Origin of the sequence: Paenibacillus sp. FSL P4-0184 (assembly GCF_038004625.1) — a bacterium.
In the GTDB taxonomy this organism is placed as follows: Bacteria; Bacillota; Bacilli; order Paenibacillales; family Paenibacillaceae; genus Paenibacillus_AQ.
In genome coordinates, this window is record NZ_JBBORN010000001.1 from 1,067,727 (window position 1) to 1,083,132 (window position 15,406).

Below are 15,406 nucleotides of genomic sequence, written 5' to 3' on the forward strand. Positions count from 1 at the left end.
CCTCAGTAATTCATTAGTTGTTTAAATGATCATATATGATTCTTAATTTCGACAACCTTCGCACTATTCCTGCCTATTCTTGTAAATTTTCTCGAAAAAAGACGTTATTTATCGGCGTTATTACCCTGATTATTTATAAAACGATTCGATCATAGGCAATCGGGTAAAGATACATATGAGAAGTCCAAATCTTAACCTACCGAGGGAGTGAACGGCTATGGAAGATACACCTAATAAAACTGAAGCCGATTTTGCATATGAACGTTATATACAAGCTGATATTGATGTAGAGGATGTTGTCAATGAAGATGCCGACCCCGTGTTGGTTGGCGATAAATATTTAGCGGCGGATATTGGTTTAAACCAACCTGAGGAAACACTCGAAAGAAATGACTTACTGGAATCCGATGCATTCCTGGCTGCTGAAACGGCAGGACTAACAAGCAGCGATAATGCTGAGGACGAGGAGCTGTTAGAGATGGAAGAGGAGGATCCGCCACTGGAAGATATTCCTGATGCAGATGAGGTGTATCCAGGATCCATCATCGACCCTGCTTCACCACCAGTTGATGGCATGCCTGGAACGGACCTATTAAACGGATCACAGGGAGATTAGACTATATAAAGCCGCCGGGCTAGGATCCGGCGGCTTTATTTGTTTTTCAATATGAGCACTTTCCTCAGTAAGGGTTACTCTTGAGCTGCCGGTTATTCTACTGAACGCGCTGCTGCGATTTGAGCATCCAGCTTGCGGGTCTTCACCAATACCGCTGCTACAAGCAGCATCACCCCATTAATCACAAACACCCAGCGGATCTGGATAAAAGCCCCAAGTAAGCCGCCTATAATAGGCCCGGCCATTGTCGCGAGTTGAGATGCCGCTTGGTTGAGACCAAAAGCACGTCCGCGAAACCCGGGCTCAATCACTTGTACAATCATTGCATTTACAGATGGAAGCACACCTGCATAGAACAAGCCGTAGGCAAAACGAAGAACGGCGAATTCCACATACCCTGTAACAAAAAATTGCAGAATATTACCGATACCTCCACCGATTAATCCAATGAACAAGATCATCCCGAAGCCCTTCCGGCTTCCGATTCTCCCCCACTGCGGAGCCATTAGCACAGTAGCAATACCCACAGCGGAGAATACAATGCCTGAGCTTAGCGAGGCGCTGCTTTTGGCGATTCCCATGTCTAGCAGATGTATAGGAATAAGCGGCTCCAGAATCATAACAGAAAAGGTGCTTATCCCCGCCAGCGATAGCAAAGTCATAAATGCGCGATTGCTTCGCGCTTCCTTGATATCATCACTTACATGAGACCTCGGAGCAGATCGGTCAAAATTCTCTTCTTTAGCAAAAAAAGTAGCGATAAGTGCCGAAACGAGTACAATACCTGCTGAGAATAAAAAAGCAACCCGATTGCTTGTGTAAAAGCTCACTACGCCACCGATCAATGGACCAATGATACTGCCCGTTGCTCCGGCTGTAGACATAATACTCAGCGCATAACCAGTCTTATCCTCAGGTGTGTTCGTAGCCACCATGGCTATCGCAGCCGGAACAAATCCAGCAAGCAATCCTTGTAGTACGCGCACGATCAGAAAGACGTAAGGATCATGCACGAAGTAATTAATCAGATATAAGGCTGCCAAACTGAAGCCCGAGCGAATAAGCATCGGCTTCCGACCATATTTGTCGGCGAGGGAACCCCAGTAGGGAGAAATTAAAGCGCTGGCTAGAAAGGTTATGCCAAAGCTAACCCCAGACCAAATTTCCAAATGATTCGTAACCCCAAGCTCGTCACTCAAAAAAATAGAGAGGAACGGAATAGAGATCGAATACGCCGTACTGCAAAAAAAGACACCCACCCAAAGCACGATCAAGTTCCGTTTCCATGAAAAGCGCATGATCTACACATCCTTTCTTGATGTTCTCGCGGAAACATTCCTATTATTGTAAACCTCTTTTGAGAATGTGCCAATCCCACATGTCATAACTGACCTTTGCATGTAAAGGGACAAAGAGGTTATTATGAGAAGTACCTACGAGATTATTCAAGAAAAAGGAGAGATTGATTAGTGAAGTCTACACGAGCAAGATCTGCTATCCTAATGGTCATGTTATGCCTGGTGATGGTTATTGCAGCAGGTTGCGGTAATAAGCCTACCAATAACAATGCCAGCAGTAATAATGGAAGCAACAGTGGAGCAGCAGGAAATAACGCAAGCAGCGAGACAAATGCTGCGGCTAACGAAGGACTCCCTTCAGCTACAGCAAGCCACCCCATTGTGACCATTGAGATGGATAACGGAGGCATCATCAAAGCCGAGCTTTATCCTGAAGTTGCCCCTAACACTGTTAACAACTTCATCTCACTGATTCAAAAAGGATTTTATGACGGCACCATATTCCATAGAGTGATCCCTGACTTCATGATTCAGGGCGGTGACCCTGATGGTACCGGTATGGGTGGCCCAGGATATAGCATCGCTGGAGAATTCTCTGGAAACGGGTTTACTAATAACTTGTTGCATACGGAAGGTGTTCTGTCCATGGCAAGATCGCAGGCTCCAGATTCTGCCGGTTCCCAGTTCTTTATTATGGATGCAGCTTATCCTAGTCTAGATGGAAGCTATGCCGCTTTTGGTAAAGTTACCGAAGGCATGGACGTGGTTAAATCCATTGTTGGCTTGAAAACAGACAGTTCAGATCGTCCAGAAGAGCCACCAGTGATGAAGAAAGTAACCGTCGACACACTGGGCGTCACTTACCCAGAACCACAAAAGGTACAATAATAAGCAAAAACGCCGTTGGCGTCCTTAAAGGATGCCAACGGCGTTTTTGCTTGTGAAAGACTAATGAAAGTACCTAAGCGTCTTATCCCCGTAGTGATCTTCTGCTAAGAGCATGTTGACCGTTACGCAGGAAAGTACTACGAGTATTTCTTAATAAGGAAATCCGCTCCTCTGCAAGCTGATTTGCCGCAACAGAAGTAGGAATTCCATTTAGACGTGAGATTTCCAGCACGCGGGTGATGTTATCGTAAATTTTTGAAACCTGCTTAAACGCACGTTCCTTATTATAACCATTCAGTTCATCCGCAATATTAATAACGCCACCAGCATTAATCACATAATCAGGAGCATACACAATGCCCATTTCGTGCAGAGTATCGCCATGATAGGCCTCTTTTAACTGATTGTTGGCTGCGCCTGCGATCACCTTCGCCTTAATTACCCGGAGGGACTCATCATTGATCGTTGCTCCGAGTGCGCATGGAGCATAGATATCACAGTCTGTACTGATAATATCTGCGGGATCGACTGCTTTGGCGCCGTAAGCCTCTACTGCGCGCCCCACAGCTTCTTTATGAATATCGGTTACGATAAGCTGAGCGCCCTCTTCATGAAGATGCTTACACAGCGAAAAAGCCACATTCCCAACGCCTTGAACGGCTACAGTCTTTCCTTCGAGCGAATCACTGCCAAACGCTGCTTTGGCCGCTGCCTTCATCCCTTGGTATACGCCGTAAGCCGTAGCTGGTGATGGATTACCCGAGGAACCATAAGTAGGAGATGTACCTGTAACATAATCTGTCTCCTGATAAATAATGTTCATATCTTCTTCTGTAGTGCCAACATCCTCGGCTGTTATGTAACGTCCATTCAAGCCCTGTATGTATCTTCCAAAAGCACGGAACATCGCTTCATTCTTATCCTTCTTGGGATCCCCTATAATTACTGTTTTCCCACCGCCTAAATTTAGGCCGGATACTGCATTTTTGTACGTCATCCCTTTCGCTAATCGAAGCGCGTCAACAATCGCTTCCTCTTCTGTAGCATAGGTCCACATCCGTGTTCCACCCAGCGCGGGCCCTAATGTAGTGTCATGAATGGCGATGATTGCCTTTAATCCTGATGCTTTATCCTGACAAAATAACAGTTCCTCGTAATCGTCCCGCTCCAATGCTGCAAACAATTCCATTCTTAATATCCCCTATCTCTTTGTTATATTCCAGATGTTGGTTGTTACTCTTACCTCTCAAAGTATTGTAGCAGAATGTGTCGTAAAACAAAAAGAACCACGTCACCCTTATAACTTTCAATGGATGACGTGGCTCTTATATGAATGCTACTGCACCGAATAGAGTGCAATTGTCAAAATGCGTTACAGCTTAGCAATTGTTTCTGTAAGAACAGGAACGATTTGCGATTTACGGGATACTACACCTCTGAGAAGTGCTTTATTGTCATCAAGCTTAACATTGTACGCCGTTTCTACTGCACCTGCAACACGACCCAGAGCCAGACCCACAGAATCGTTATTGAGGATATCTGTAACTACAAACAAAAACAGATCCAATTCTTTTTCAGCAATAATGGAAGTAAGTGCAGTTTCCAGTTCAGCTTGTTTGGAGAGAACATCATTAACATCCACCGCGTTCACTTGAGCGATTTCAACTTTGTATTCACCCATTTTAAATTCCTTTGCATCCAAGGAAATCAGTTGAGCGATACTCTTGTCGCTAAGATCAGCTCCAGCTTTCAGCATGTCGAGACCGTAGCTTTCTGCATCTACACCAGCGATTTCAGCAAGCTCACGTGCTGCAGCTACATCTTCCGCAGTGCAGGTTGGTGATTTAAACAGCAAGGAATCAGAAATGATCGCAGACAGCATCAATCCGGCGATTTCTTTAGGAATAGCAACTCCGTTTTCTTTATACAACTTGTTAAGAATAGTAGCTGTACAGCCTACTGGCTCAGCACGATAGTATAACGGATGTGCAGTCTCAAAGTTTGCGATCCGGTGATGGTCGATAACTTCAACCACGCGCACTTGATCAATGTCATTCGCACTTTGTTGGCGTTCGTTATGGTCAACAAGAATAACCTGATTTGCTTCACCAGCTACGTTCTCTACCAGACGAGGAGCAGCGACTCCGAAATGATCAAGCGCAAATTGCGTTTCACCACTAACCTCGCCCAGACGAACGGCCTCAGCATCCCAGCCCAATTCCTTTTTGAGTGCAGTATAAGCAATTGCAGAACAAATGGTATCCGTATCCGGATTTTTGTGTCCAAAAACCAAAGTTTTTTCCATTTCCAATCTCCTTACTATGTTTTAGTGAGATTAATATACCATACATTGATAGCGGCTTCCAGATTGTGTGGTTTGAAAAATGCTTTATCGGCATTCAATTAGCCTCTTCTAAGGTTGCTCACGCCCTAGTCTTTGGAAGTGGTACCGGCTTGTCCTCCCCATGCAGTGGCTCATTATCCGAGAAAAGGTCCGGATTCTCTGTCAGCATCTGGCTTAGGATATCCGTCGTTTCTACCGCGCCACATACCCTGACTAACGCGTCTCCAAAGTTACCCTTGCGCATGGCACCGCCCTCTTCAAGCTCACGCTCCACCTTCCAAAAATGCTCCGACCAAGAGAGGCCACAATGTCTGCGAGAAGGCACCATGATTTCATCTCCACCCGGCGTCACCGTATATAGCTCCTCATGGGTATCCGTCATTCTGCCTGGAATATCGACCCACTCTTCAATGCCATGGATGAACGTATTCCGCCGAAGATCGACTCCCAGCAGTACAATTTCCGCCTTTCGATCAAGTAGCTTGCCCCATGCTGAACCACGGGCGCACGGCGTATCCCAGCGTTCATCCCCCGTAGTGAACTCCTCAGCATCTGCTCCTAAAGCCGCTACAGAATGTGTCGGATGCCAAGAGCGAATAACACCTGGACGTTTACGGAACAACTCCGGTAATATCCCTACACAAGATGGGGAATCTTGAACAGAGAACCTTGGATTGTCTGCATTAATATAAGCCCATGTATGAGTTGGCAATACGAGCAGTCCATCCTTCATATATTCACTGAGTACATCCAGTACTGTGTTCGCGCCTCCATCTACGTCCCCAATGCTTTTTAAAGAGGAATGGACCAGAATAGTCCCGTGTGGATCAAGCTTTAGCTCCTGCAATTGTTTCATCAAGCTAGTTGTTGTGTGCATTGTACGCTCTCCTTATGTATGAACTGGATTTTATGATTCATAAACATCTACTTGCAAAAATCGTATTTTACTATTAAAATTATAGCAACTTAATAATACTCACTAAATCTTTTAAAGATCACAATATAACTTACTCACATTTAGCATTTACACGGAGGTAATTACACATGACATTAACATTAAAAGGACTACATCACGTATCCGCAATTACAGGTAAAGCGCAAGAAAACTTTAGGTTCTATACCGAAGTACTTGGACTGCGTCTCATTAAAAAGACAGTAAACCAGGATGATATTTCAGTGTATCATTTATTCTATGGTGATGAGAAGGGTAATCCCGGAACCGAATTAACTTTCTTCGAACTCCCGATGGCGGGCCGCAACCGTGCAGGCAATAACAGCATCTCCGCGCTCTCCCTTCGAGTGCCAAATGATGCTGCACTTACCTATTGGGAGCAGCGTTTCACCGAGCTTAACGTAGAGCATGAAACGATTCAAACAATCGGTGGCCGCCAGACTTTAGCCTTCCGTGATCACGAAGGGCAACGTTTCATTCTAGTATCCGACGAAAATGATAATGGTGTTGCCGGCGGCATCCCTTGGGCTAAAAGCCCGGTACCTGCTGAATATGGGATTGTTGGCCTAGGTCCTGCACATCTTACAGTAGAAAGTGCAGAGCATACGGCGGTTGTACTGGAGCAATTGCTTGGCTTCCGCCGCAAAGGCACTTATCCTTCAACAATTGCGGGCCAGCCAGATGTGATTGTATTTGAGACTGGAGAAGGCGGATCAGGTGCAGAGGTTCACCTAGAGGAACGTAATGATCTAGAGCAGGAACATTTGGGACGAGGTGGTGTGCACCATGTAGCATTCCGCGTGGATAACGAGGAGGAATTGAAGCAATGGGTCGAGCATATACGCACAGCTCAGCTTCCTAACTCCGGATTCGTGGATCGTTTCTACTTCCGCTCCCTTTACTTCCGTGAGCCTAACGGCATTCTTTTTGAGCTAGCTACAGACGGGCCAGGCTTTGCAACAGATGAGCCAATGGAAAGTTTGGGCGAATCTCTTGCACTGCCACCATTTCTGGAATCGAAACGCCAGCAAATCGAAGCTTATCTGAAGCCGCTGGATACTCGGCAATAAGATTCTTCAGCTCACTTAATAAAAGGTGTGAGTCGCTGATGCGCTCACACCTTATTTTTTATTGAAGATCCGTTGTCTTGCCTACAATGTCTAAGAGCTCCGACAGAACTCGAATTTCATATTTCGGTTGAACACCCGACGTATTCTCTTTACCGAGCGGGTTAAACCAGCAAGTATCGATCCCATAATTGATTCCGCCTTGAATATCAGAGGTTAAGGAGTCCCCTACAATCAGTACTTTTTCCTTATCCCAAATCCTCAATTTGGCAAAAGCATAATCAAAAATCCCTGTTTCCGGCTTCTGACAACCAGCCTCCTCTGAAATAATGATCTGCTCAAATGTTTCACTAAGCGGTGATCCTTGGATTCTGGAAGTTTGCACTTCTTTAATTCCGTTCGTAATGATCGCTAATCGACAGCCGGCAAGCTCCTCGCACAGTTCAATCGCTCCCTGAATCAGAAAGGTCCCCTCGCCTAAGAAACGTAGATACGCTTCACTAAACGCCTCAGGATCTAGCTCCAGCGCATTCGCAGCGAATAACCGATTAAACCGTTCCACGCGTAATGCCGCAGAACTAATCTTCCCCTGCTCCAAATCCCGCCACAGCGCATGATTAATCTCCTGATAACTGGCAGCATAATCTTCAGCACCTGTGGGCATCCCAACATGTAGAAATGCGTTAGATAACGCGTGACTTTCTGCCATTCCGTAATCAAACAATGTATCGTCAGCATCGAATAAAATAACGTCGTATTTCATAAATATCCCCCAAACTCTTTTCTCAAAAAGGTACTACAGTGATACAATCAAGTCAACTTATCAGTCAGACGACAAAAATTTACTTTTTTAAGGTAGTTTTAAGCGAATTGTGTTATTTTAAAAAGAAAACGGTGGTGAGCGTCATATTATACGTTTTATCGTTTCTAATGTCTTTTTCTATCGTCTACTTTCTAATTCCGCCGCTCGGCAGACTAGCTTTCCGACTTGATTTTGTGGACAAGCCTCGTCAGGACGTTGAGCGTAAAATTCATAGAGAGCCTATACCGCTTACGGCCAGTTACGCCATATTCATTGGATTCTTCATTACCTATCTGGTATTTGCCCGTGAATTCTCCATGGAAACCGTCGCGCTGTTTGCAGGGGGCGTACTGCTGCTGACCATAGGCACCATAGATGATTGGTACAAAACAAAAGGTAAGGATTTCCCGGCACTGCCCAAAATGATTGTGCAGGTTAGTGCGGCTGTTCTTGTTTATCTTTCCGGCAACGCATTTACAGGCTTCTACAATCCCTTCTCAGGGGATTATATCGTTCTACCCGTTGTATTACAGTTTCTATTGACGATTATCTGGATCTTCGGCGTAACCACTGTCATTAATTTCTCGGATGGTATGGATGGTTTGGCTGGCGCCTTAACTGCTATTTCGGCCATAACACTATTTATTGTCGCATTAACTAAGGGGCAATCCTCTTCTGCGATTATGGCGATTGCACTCGTCGGTGTCACCATTGCTTATCTACGCTATAACAAACCGCCTGCCAAAATCTTTATGGGCGACGCCGGGGCTACCTTTCTAGGTTTCATCCTTGCGGTAATCGCACTCGACGGTGCGTTTAAGCAAGCTACGGCCCTGTCGCTGTTCATCCCGATTCTGGCGCTGGGCGTTCCGATCTTCGACAATATTTTTGTCGTCGTCAAACGCTTTATCCAAGGCAAGTCCATTTATCAGGCCGACGCTACCCAGGCTCATTACCGCCTGCTTCGTGCAGGTTTGAGCCAGAAGCAAGTCGTTGCCGTGTTATGCTTGATCAGCGTTTGTCTATCCTTATCCTCTATCATTCTGTTATTGATCGAGACTTGATGTATTATTTGCGGATTAGTATCGTACAAGAACAATCGCATCGGCTAGTCCATTGAAGTAATAAAAACGAGCAAGTTTCCAATCTGGAAACTTGCTCGTTTATTGTTTGAAGTTTATACGTCTTTAAGGCCCTACCTCTGCAGCCAAACACATCATCTCATCTGTCGCTTTCTTGCGTAAACTCAGCTAACCTACGGTAAATTCCTATGATTTCCTCCATAGGCATCCTCACTAATCCACTGGAAGAGGGAGCTACAAATTCACGTACACCGTCTACCTTCGGAGGTACATCCCCTTGAAATCCCCAGTTTGCTTTAGTCCTACGACTAAACTCTGTATATACACCTTTTCCTACAAAACAGGCGACCTGTGGGCGATACAATTCCAGCTTGGAGCGAAGAAATTCGCGGCCCTCATTATATTCCTCACGGGTAATATCGTCGATTCCGCGTGTAGGCCTGGAAACAATATTCGTAAAACCATAACCCAGCTTAAGTAGGTCCCCGTCCTCAGACGCGTCGTATAGCCGAGGAGTAAGTCCTGAATTGTGCAAGATTCTCCAGAAATTATTTCGTGGATTCGCGTAATGGTGCCCCACTTCACCTGAACGAATACTCGGGTTAAAACCAATAAATACAATCTGTAATCCATGATCTAGGTGATCTGAAATTCCATCCATGTGAGTATGCCTCCTAACCAAACGATGTTCTAATTCTACAATGGGGTATACACATTAAGACAGGAAGCCGGAATTGGGTCCGCCAGCCATACCTCATTACCCGCACAATAAAAAGTTACACCCATTTGACCAGCGCTAATCGTATCAACAGTCAGTAGAATCAATTTCCCTCTGCGGCTTCCGGCCAGACTGGCAAAATGTGTCCCTTCGGACAAATGAACATATTGGCGTCCCATTGATTGGAGTCCCTCCTCCAAAATAACTGAAAGAACGCCAGCATGAGTTCCGTGATAAAGCGTAGATGGCGGAATTCCCGGATCATAGGAAATTTTGGTATGACTATGCCCGTACCGAGCTTTGATCCGATCTCCATTGATTTCAAATCGTTGCTTCTCGCAGCCTGCAACCACTTGCTGAATATCTCCCACAGTCACCTCAGACCATCTAGGAGCTTTCACAAGTACGGACAACAAATCGTCCAACGTACAGGAACCATCCTCCGGGTCCAAAATAAGGCCATTCTGCTCTGGAGTATGCCGGAGCAATTTAGTCATAAATTTGCTTAACGACACTTCTGTAGCATTGCTTAACATTATATTTCTACCTCAATTCATAACTCATTTCTATTCTATTCTATTCTCTACAGCCGTGGATCTACAGGATCAGACTCCAAAGACAGCGCAGCAAGCACACATTCATGTACGCGTTCTATCGGCTCTTTACGAATAAAACGTTCCACCGATTCCCGGCTAAGCGCACATTCCATTAAGGCATTTCGCTCTTTTTTGCCTGTTTTGCGCTGCTTGAGGCGTACAAGATTGTCCGGCTGTAAATAATCTATTCCATAGATAATATGCAGATATTTACGCCCTCTCACCTTGAGTGCAGGCTGAACCAGTTTATCTCCATTACGTGTTATAAACGTTTCCGGTTTGATAACAATCCCTTCATGCCCATCCTCCGTCATCTCTTCCCACCAACGGATTATCTTTTCCTCGTCCGCTTCATTACAAACCGTGCGGTATTCAGTCTCCATAAATAAAGGTGACAACTCCGCTAGTTCACGATTATGCTCCATATGCCAAAGATGGCTGTGCTCAAAGAAAGTTTGTCCGCTATGCGCAAGCGTATGGAAGGGAGCAATCTTAATCCCCTCTAATCCACTTACGTCCCAGCAATACTTTTGGAAAGCTTCCTTAAAAAGATGAGCATTCTGGAGCTTCTCCTCCATTTCCTGTATCCACGAGGTAACATCTCGCCCTGATCTTTCAGCCTCACGCAGCTTCTCCAAAAGATGCTCCCGATCTAACAGTGCTGCTTCAGCCACATGTGCATATTGGGAGGAAATCAGCTCACGCGCTTTCAAGTTCCACGGTACGATCTCCGCATCTAGGAGCAGCAAATCCGTGTTATTTTTCGCAAAATAATTCGCCTGCACGAGATCCGCGTTCAGCCTACGTAACACTTCAGATTCAGTATCCCTGTCAAAAAAAGCTCGGCCAGTACGTGTATAAATCGTGCCTAACGACGGCCTGCCCACATACGGTAATGCTGCCTCTTCATCACGGAATAACAATAGGATGGCCCGGCTGCCCATATGCTTTTTCTCCGCGATCATTGTCTTCACACCTTGTGCGCGGAAATAAGCAAAAGCTTCACGCGGATGCTCCAGATAGTTCTCATCTATAGACACTGAAGGCGGCGGACTCATGGTCGGTGGGATATATACCAGTTCCTCAAGTGGAACCGTAAAGTGGGAGACCGTGTCTATGGCCGCTTTAACGAATTCTCCGCGCACAGTTATTTCACCATAAAGGTCAGTCTGGACTGAGTAGCCTCCCACGAATTTACGCAGGTTAGGCGGTGAGAATCTCCCCCGCTCCCAACGTATTAACGGACTGTCCGGATCACCTGCATAATCGCGTTTCGCTTTAACACTAACAAATTCCCCTTCAGGGTAACGGTACGCAGTTAAAGATCCACCAAATACAGCACCCTGGTCGATGTTCACTGTATTTTTTACCACGGTTGGGAAAGGTCTAGGATCATGCCCCCAGACGATGATCTCCCCAGATTCGTGTTCGACATACCATTCTTTCCTTACAGGAGCACCCTTGCCATCCATTCCATCAGTGTCCCCATATCGGCAGAAGTCCTGAATCCGTTTGGACTGCTTGCCGATAAATTCATCGCGAATTCCGGCATGGGTAACTACGACCCGCCGCACGCCATTGCGGCCAACCAACAAGTGGCTAGGCGCGGACAACAGAAACTGTTTAAGTTCATCCCTAAGCCTTTTTGCTTCCTCATCGCCTGCTTCTAGCGCAAATGCCTCCAGCTCAGCGGCGATATTCTCGTCTCCGTGACTTAATGTAACTTTGCGACCATCCAGGTAGCGGGCGATTTTCCAGCCATGGTTGCTGTCGATCATGCGGGCGATTCCAGCATCTACATGCTTTTTCCAAAACCTCATCGTCTTCAGCGATTCCGGGCCCCGGCTCATCACATCCCCCACAGAAATTAACTGCCTACCCTCGGGGTGTTTGTACAACCCTTTCTCGTCTTCCTTATATTCCAATCTTTCGAGTAGCTCGATCATCTCTTCATAACAACCATGAATGTCGCCGATTATATCAAGTCCTTTATCGATTTCAACCCAAAGCGGGTTCTGCTTACGTTCAAAAAGTACTGACTCCGTATTTTTAAAAAAATAAGTCGAGGCAAAGCCCTCGTCCTTAACACTCCGTAGCGAACGCTTGAACTGTCCATATTGTTGCTTGACCCGCTGGCGTCCTCGTGGATGCTCACGCTGTACATCCCGCTCCAGCAGCGTTTCCTCTGGAACATCGAGCACCCAAGCCATACATGGAACATTATACTTATCTGCTAAATCTAAATATTGCTTACGGTATTCCTCTTGCAGATGTGTAGCATCCACCACCGTCAGTTTTCCAAGTCGGCAGCGCATGGCAATGACTGAATTCATTGCTTCAAAGGCTAGACTTGAGAGCAACTGATAATCATTAAAAATAATATCTGCTTCTTCGCGGGGGCGATTCTTCCAATCCATAAAATCAGTGTCGCCAAGCATGCTACGGAAATCATCCGATGAGACGATTTCTGTCTGCAACAACGTGCCTTCATCTACTAATCTACGCAGTAAAGTGCTTTTGCCGCTATTGGAGGGACCCACCAATACAATAATTCCTGCATGCGGAAAAAGAATGGTTCGCTGCTTTTCTTTTTGCTCTTCTGTAGTCATTACAATGCTCCCTCCTTCCTAAATACCGCCATCTGCGTCGGGTATCCAAAAACGTCAGAACCCTCGCCAATTCCTTTAAAATCAACCGAATAATCAAAGGAGCTCGTCCAGCGCATACACCACTCGGAGAACTCTGCTCGTCCCCATTCAAAACGGTGATCACTATGCCGCATTTCTTCCGATTCCATCTCATACACCTCGTTATACTCCTTGTTCGGTGTAGTCAGCATCAATACCTTAGGACTATATTCCGCCAGAATAGTCTCCATCACTCGAGCCAGCCTATATTCGTCGATATGCTCAATAACCTCACATAGAATCATAATATCCTTGTTCCGCAGCGATTCATCGAAGTAGAACAAAGAACCTGTAACAGGCGTCGGCACGGTAACTCCTTCTCGGTCTTCAAGCTTCGAGAAGCGGTCTATTGCGCGTAGCTGTGCGTTTGCGGAAGGCTCAACCGCCCAGATCTGCTTAACGCCCGGCACACTTCCGAGCCTTGCCGAAAGTTTTCCTTCGCCGGAACCAAAATCAACAATACTACTCTTGAAAGCCAACCCTTCTACTGTTTCTGCAATCGCCGCATAACGCAGATCATTTAATCTAATTTTAGGCTCAGCTGAAACCTCAGCAGGAGTAACAGTCACTTTTTCAGAAGAAGGGGTGGATTCCTCACCATCAAATTGCTTAATAAGATTAGCAAATCGTAGTGACCGCTTGAGAATTAACCCACGCAACGGATGACTATCCAACCAGCCTTCGCCATAACGCCTGATTTTCTCAATCTCATCATCACTGATAAAATAATGCTTATCATCATCTAATGCCGGAATCAGAATGAACAGTTGACGAAGGGCCGTTTGCAGTGTCTGTTCTCCCCGCAACCTAATGTATCGTGCAGAACTGCGGCTTTTTAAATCAAAAGAATACACTGCATCTCCTCTTTCAAGCTCAAGCTCGTAGCCAAGTGCATGAAACAGTTCCTCAATCGTGTGATCAGGCAGGTTCGATGCTACTGGGCCAAAGGACAGCTCCAATTGAAATTTGTGAACTACCCAAGGCAAAAATACTTCCTTAGGCTTTCCATTAAGAGCTGTACCTAGCGCTGGACGGATATAAGAGCAGAACCGGCTGCTCGTAACAAACTCCCGATCGTTAATATATTGTGTGATGTCATTATGAGCTGTATTTCCTTTAACTAGAGCTATTGGATCTGGTGTGACATAGATAACGGCCTCTGTCTCTTCTTCGGAAGCTGCAGTGAATACTATACGCACTCTAGCTTCTTTATCGCTCCTGTCATATAAATTATGCGGGTTTTTAGCCAGCAGATGGGACAACATCCCCGCTCCTGACCCCGTCGCCTTGATGATTAAATGCATAAGCTTCATCTCTCCTTAATTAACAATTATTGAATTGTGAACTTACCAGTTCCATTGCCCCGTTTCTCCCCAGACCTCTATCAGTGCTGATCGGAACAAGATATCTAACGCTTCATCCATAACACCAACACTCTGTTCAAAAGCAGAAGCAACCGCCTCGTAATGAGCAATTCTCTCCTCCAAATAAGTATTGATAACATCTAAGCGCGGCTCCAGATTTAGTTCATCACCGGACATTTTACGAGATAACAGGTTCTGCACGGCTTCCTGTAATTCTGAACCTTGTGGAATCAAATCCTGTACAAGCACATTAAAATCGAGCGGCGGCACTTCGTTGTATTTTTCAATCCAAGCGCATGCTAAGAGTGGTCTTAATACGTAAAAATATTTCTTGATTTTAACCTCACTGCCTTGCAGATAATCCCGGTAATTTCCTCGCGCCATGTTCAAATAGTGGTAAATGCATGATTTTGGCGAAAAGCTATGTGGCGAGAGTTCGCGGATACTTTCGGCTACAGCGTATTTTTCTTCATAGCGAATCGGTGATTCTAACCATTCCAGCAGAGGCGGATTAGATTTCCGAAATAGATTAAGCCCCTTCTTCAAGTCCCAACCGTTAATATCAAGCATGTCACTGATCGGCCGTTCTATTACATCCCTGTGCTCAAAAATAGATAAATACGCCTCAGGTCTCCGTATGTATAGGAATCTAACATCATAATCACTATCTTTGGATGGAAATCCCCAAGCCCGGCTCCCCGATTCACACGCATACAAAATGCGGACTTGTTCTTCAGATTCAATGGTCCGAAGCTGCTGAATGATCGATTGATGTATTTCCGACATATTAACCCCTCCCTTAAACCTTCTAAATATGCAAAAAAGACCATGGACTCCATCGTCCATGGCCGGGCTTCACCTAAATACAGAACTCCTTACCGGTTAATATAGCGTTGTTGATTCACCGGAAATGAATACACTGATTCTAAGGCTGACCTGTAAGCCAAGGGAACAGATGGACGCAAATATGGATAAGCATTATACGATGGCTG

General features: G+C 45.6%; 14 protein-coding genes. 4 read left to right on the forward strand and 10 right to left on the reverse strand.

The genetic code is table 11. The features are described from left to right. The first annotated feature begins 217 nt into the window (after positions 1 to 217). Entirely contained in the window at positions 218 to 616 is a 399-nt protein-coding gene (locus MKY52_RS04560; protein ID WP_341050087.1) for a hypothetical protein, read from the forward strand. Between the two features lie 92 nt (positions 617 to 708). Here the strand turns inward: MKY52_RS04560 and MKY52_RS04565 are convergent, their stop codons facing one another. Further along, a complete protein-coding gene (locus tag MKY52_RS04565) occupies positions 709 to 1,914 on the reverse strand; it encodes an MFS transporter (RefSeq protein ID WP_341050090.1) in 1,206 nt (401 codons plus the stop codon). 204 nt (positions 1,915 to 2,118) lie between these two features. On the opposite strand from MKY52_RS04565, the gene MKY52_RS04570 reads away from it, so the two are divergent. Beyond that, entirely contained in the window at positions 2,119 to 2,802 is a 684-nt protein-coding gene (locus MKY52_RS04570) for a peptidylprolyl isomerase (protein WP_341053338.1), read from the forward strand. Between the two features lie 82 nt (positions 2,803 to 2,884). On the opposite strand, the gene MKY52_RS04575 is transcribed toward MKY52_RS04570, so the two are convergent. From MKY52_RS04575 to MKY52_RS04585, 3 genes are all read right to left on the reverse strand, one after another. Beyond that, the gene (locus tag MKY52_RS04575) at positions 2,885 to 3,991 is read right to left on the reverse strand and encodes a Glu/Leu/Phe/Val family dehydrogenase (RefSeq protein WP_076283886.1); all 1,107 of its coding nucleotides are present in this window, start codon (positions 3,989 to 3,991) and stop codon (positions 2,885 to 2,887) included. Positions 3,992 to 4,174: 183 nt separating this feature from the next. Next, complete coding sequence (locus MKY52_RS04580; RefSeq protein ID WP_341050092.1) at positions 4,175 to 5,107, reverse strand: manganese-dependent inorganic pyrophosphatase; 933 nt, start codon at positions 5,105 to 5,107, stop codon at positions 4,175 to 4,177. Between the two features lie 118 nt (positions 5,108 to 5,225). Next, positions 5,226 to 6,023: an AAC(3) family N-acetyltransferase gene (locus MKY52_RS04585; RefSeq protein ID WP_341050093.1), complete on the reverse strand. Its 798-nt coding sequence runs from the start codon at positions 6,021 to 6,023 to the stop codon at positions 5,226 to 5,228. A 167-nt stretch (positions 6,024 to 6,190) separates the two neighbouring features. Here MKY52_RS04585 and MKY52_RS04590 point away from each other — a divergent pair, with 167 nt between their 5' ends. Beyond that, the gene (locus MKY52_RS04590; RefSeq protein ID WP_341050095.1) at positions 6,191 to 7,168 is read left to right on the forward strand and encodes a ring-cleaving dioxygenase; all 978 of its coding nucleotides are present in this window, start codon (positions 6,191 to 6,193) and stop codon (positions 7,166 to 7,168) included. Positions 7,169 to 7,226: 58 nt separating this feature from the next. Here the strand turns inward: MKY52_RS04590 and MKY52_RS04595 are convergent, their stop codons facing one another. Then, positions 7,227 to 7,928 (reverse strand): YjjG family noncanonical pyrimidine nucleotidase, encoded by a 702-nt coding sequence (locus MKY52_RS04595; RefSeq protein WP_341050097.1) that lies wholly within the window; start codon positions 7,926 to 7,928, stop codon positions 7,227 to 7,229. Positions 7,929 to 8,095: 167 nt separating this feature from the next. Here MKY52_RS04595 and MKY52_RS04600 point away from each other — a divergent pair, with 167 nt between their 5' ends. After that, the gene (locus MKY52_RS04600) at positions 8,096 to 9,031 is read left to right on the forward strand and encodes an MraY family glycosyltransferase (protein ID WP_042124401.1); all 936 of its coding nucleotides are present in this window, start codon (positions 8,096 to 8,098) and stop codon (positions 9,029 to 9,031) included. 157 nt (positions 9,032 to 9,188) lie between these two features. On the opposite strand, the gene MKY52_RS04605 is transcribed toward MKY52_RS04600, so the two are convergent. Genes MKY52_RS04605 through MKY52_RS04625 form a run of 5 tightly spaced genes read right to left on the reverse strand, consistent with a single transcriptional unit; the run spans position 9,189 to position 15,200 of the window. Further along, entirely contained in the window at positions 9,189 to 9,710 is a 522-nt protein-coding gene (locus MKY52_RS04605; RefSeq protein WP_341050100.1) for a mismatch-specific DNA-glycosylase, read from the reverse strand. A gap of 35 nt (positions 9,711 to 9,745) precedes the next feature. Further along, positions 9,746 to 10,303 (reverse strand): RNA 2'-phosphotransferase, encoded by a 558-nt coding sequence (locus MKY52_RS04610; protein ID WP_341050102.1) that lies wholly within the window; start codon positions 10,301 to 10,303, stop codon positions 9,746 to 9,748. Between the two features lie 47 nt (positions 10,304 to 10,350). Then, complete coding sequence (locus MKY52_RS04615) at positions 10,351 to 12,972, reverse strand: polynucleotide kinase-phosphatase (RefSeq protein ID WP_341050104.1); 2,622 nt, start codon at positions 12,970 to 12,972, stop codon at positions 10,351 to 10,353. Further along, positions 12,972 to 14,354 (reverse strand): 3' terminal RNA ribose 2'-O-methyltransferase Hen1, encoded by a 1,383-nt coding sequence (locus tag MKY52_RS04620; RefSeq protein WP_341050106.1) that lies wholly within the window; start codon positions 14,352 to 14,354, stop codon positions 12,972 to 12,974. The genes MKY52_RS04615 and MKY52_RS04620 overlap by 1 nt, the downstream gene beginning before the upstream one ends. A gap of 42 nt (positions 14,355 to 14,396) precedes the next feature. Continuing rightward, on the reverse strand, positions 14,397 to 15,200 hold the full coding sequence (locus MKY52_RS04625; protein ID WP_341050108.1) for a nucleotidyltransferase domain-containing protein: 804 nt from the start codon (positions 15,198 to 15,200) through the stop codon (positions 14,397 to 14,399). Between the last annotated feature and the right edge of the window lie 206 nt (positions 15,201 to 15,406).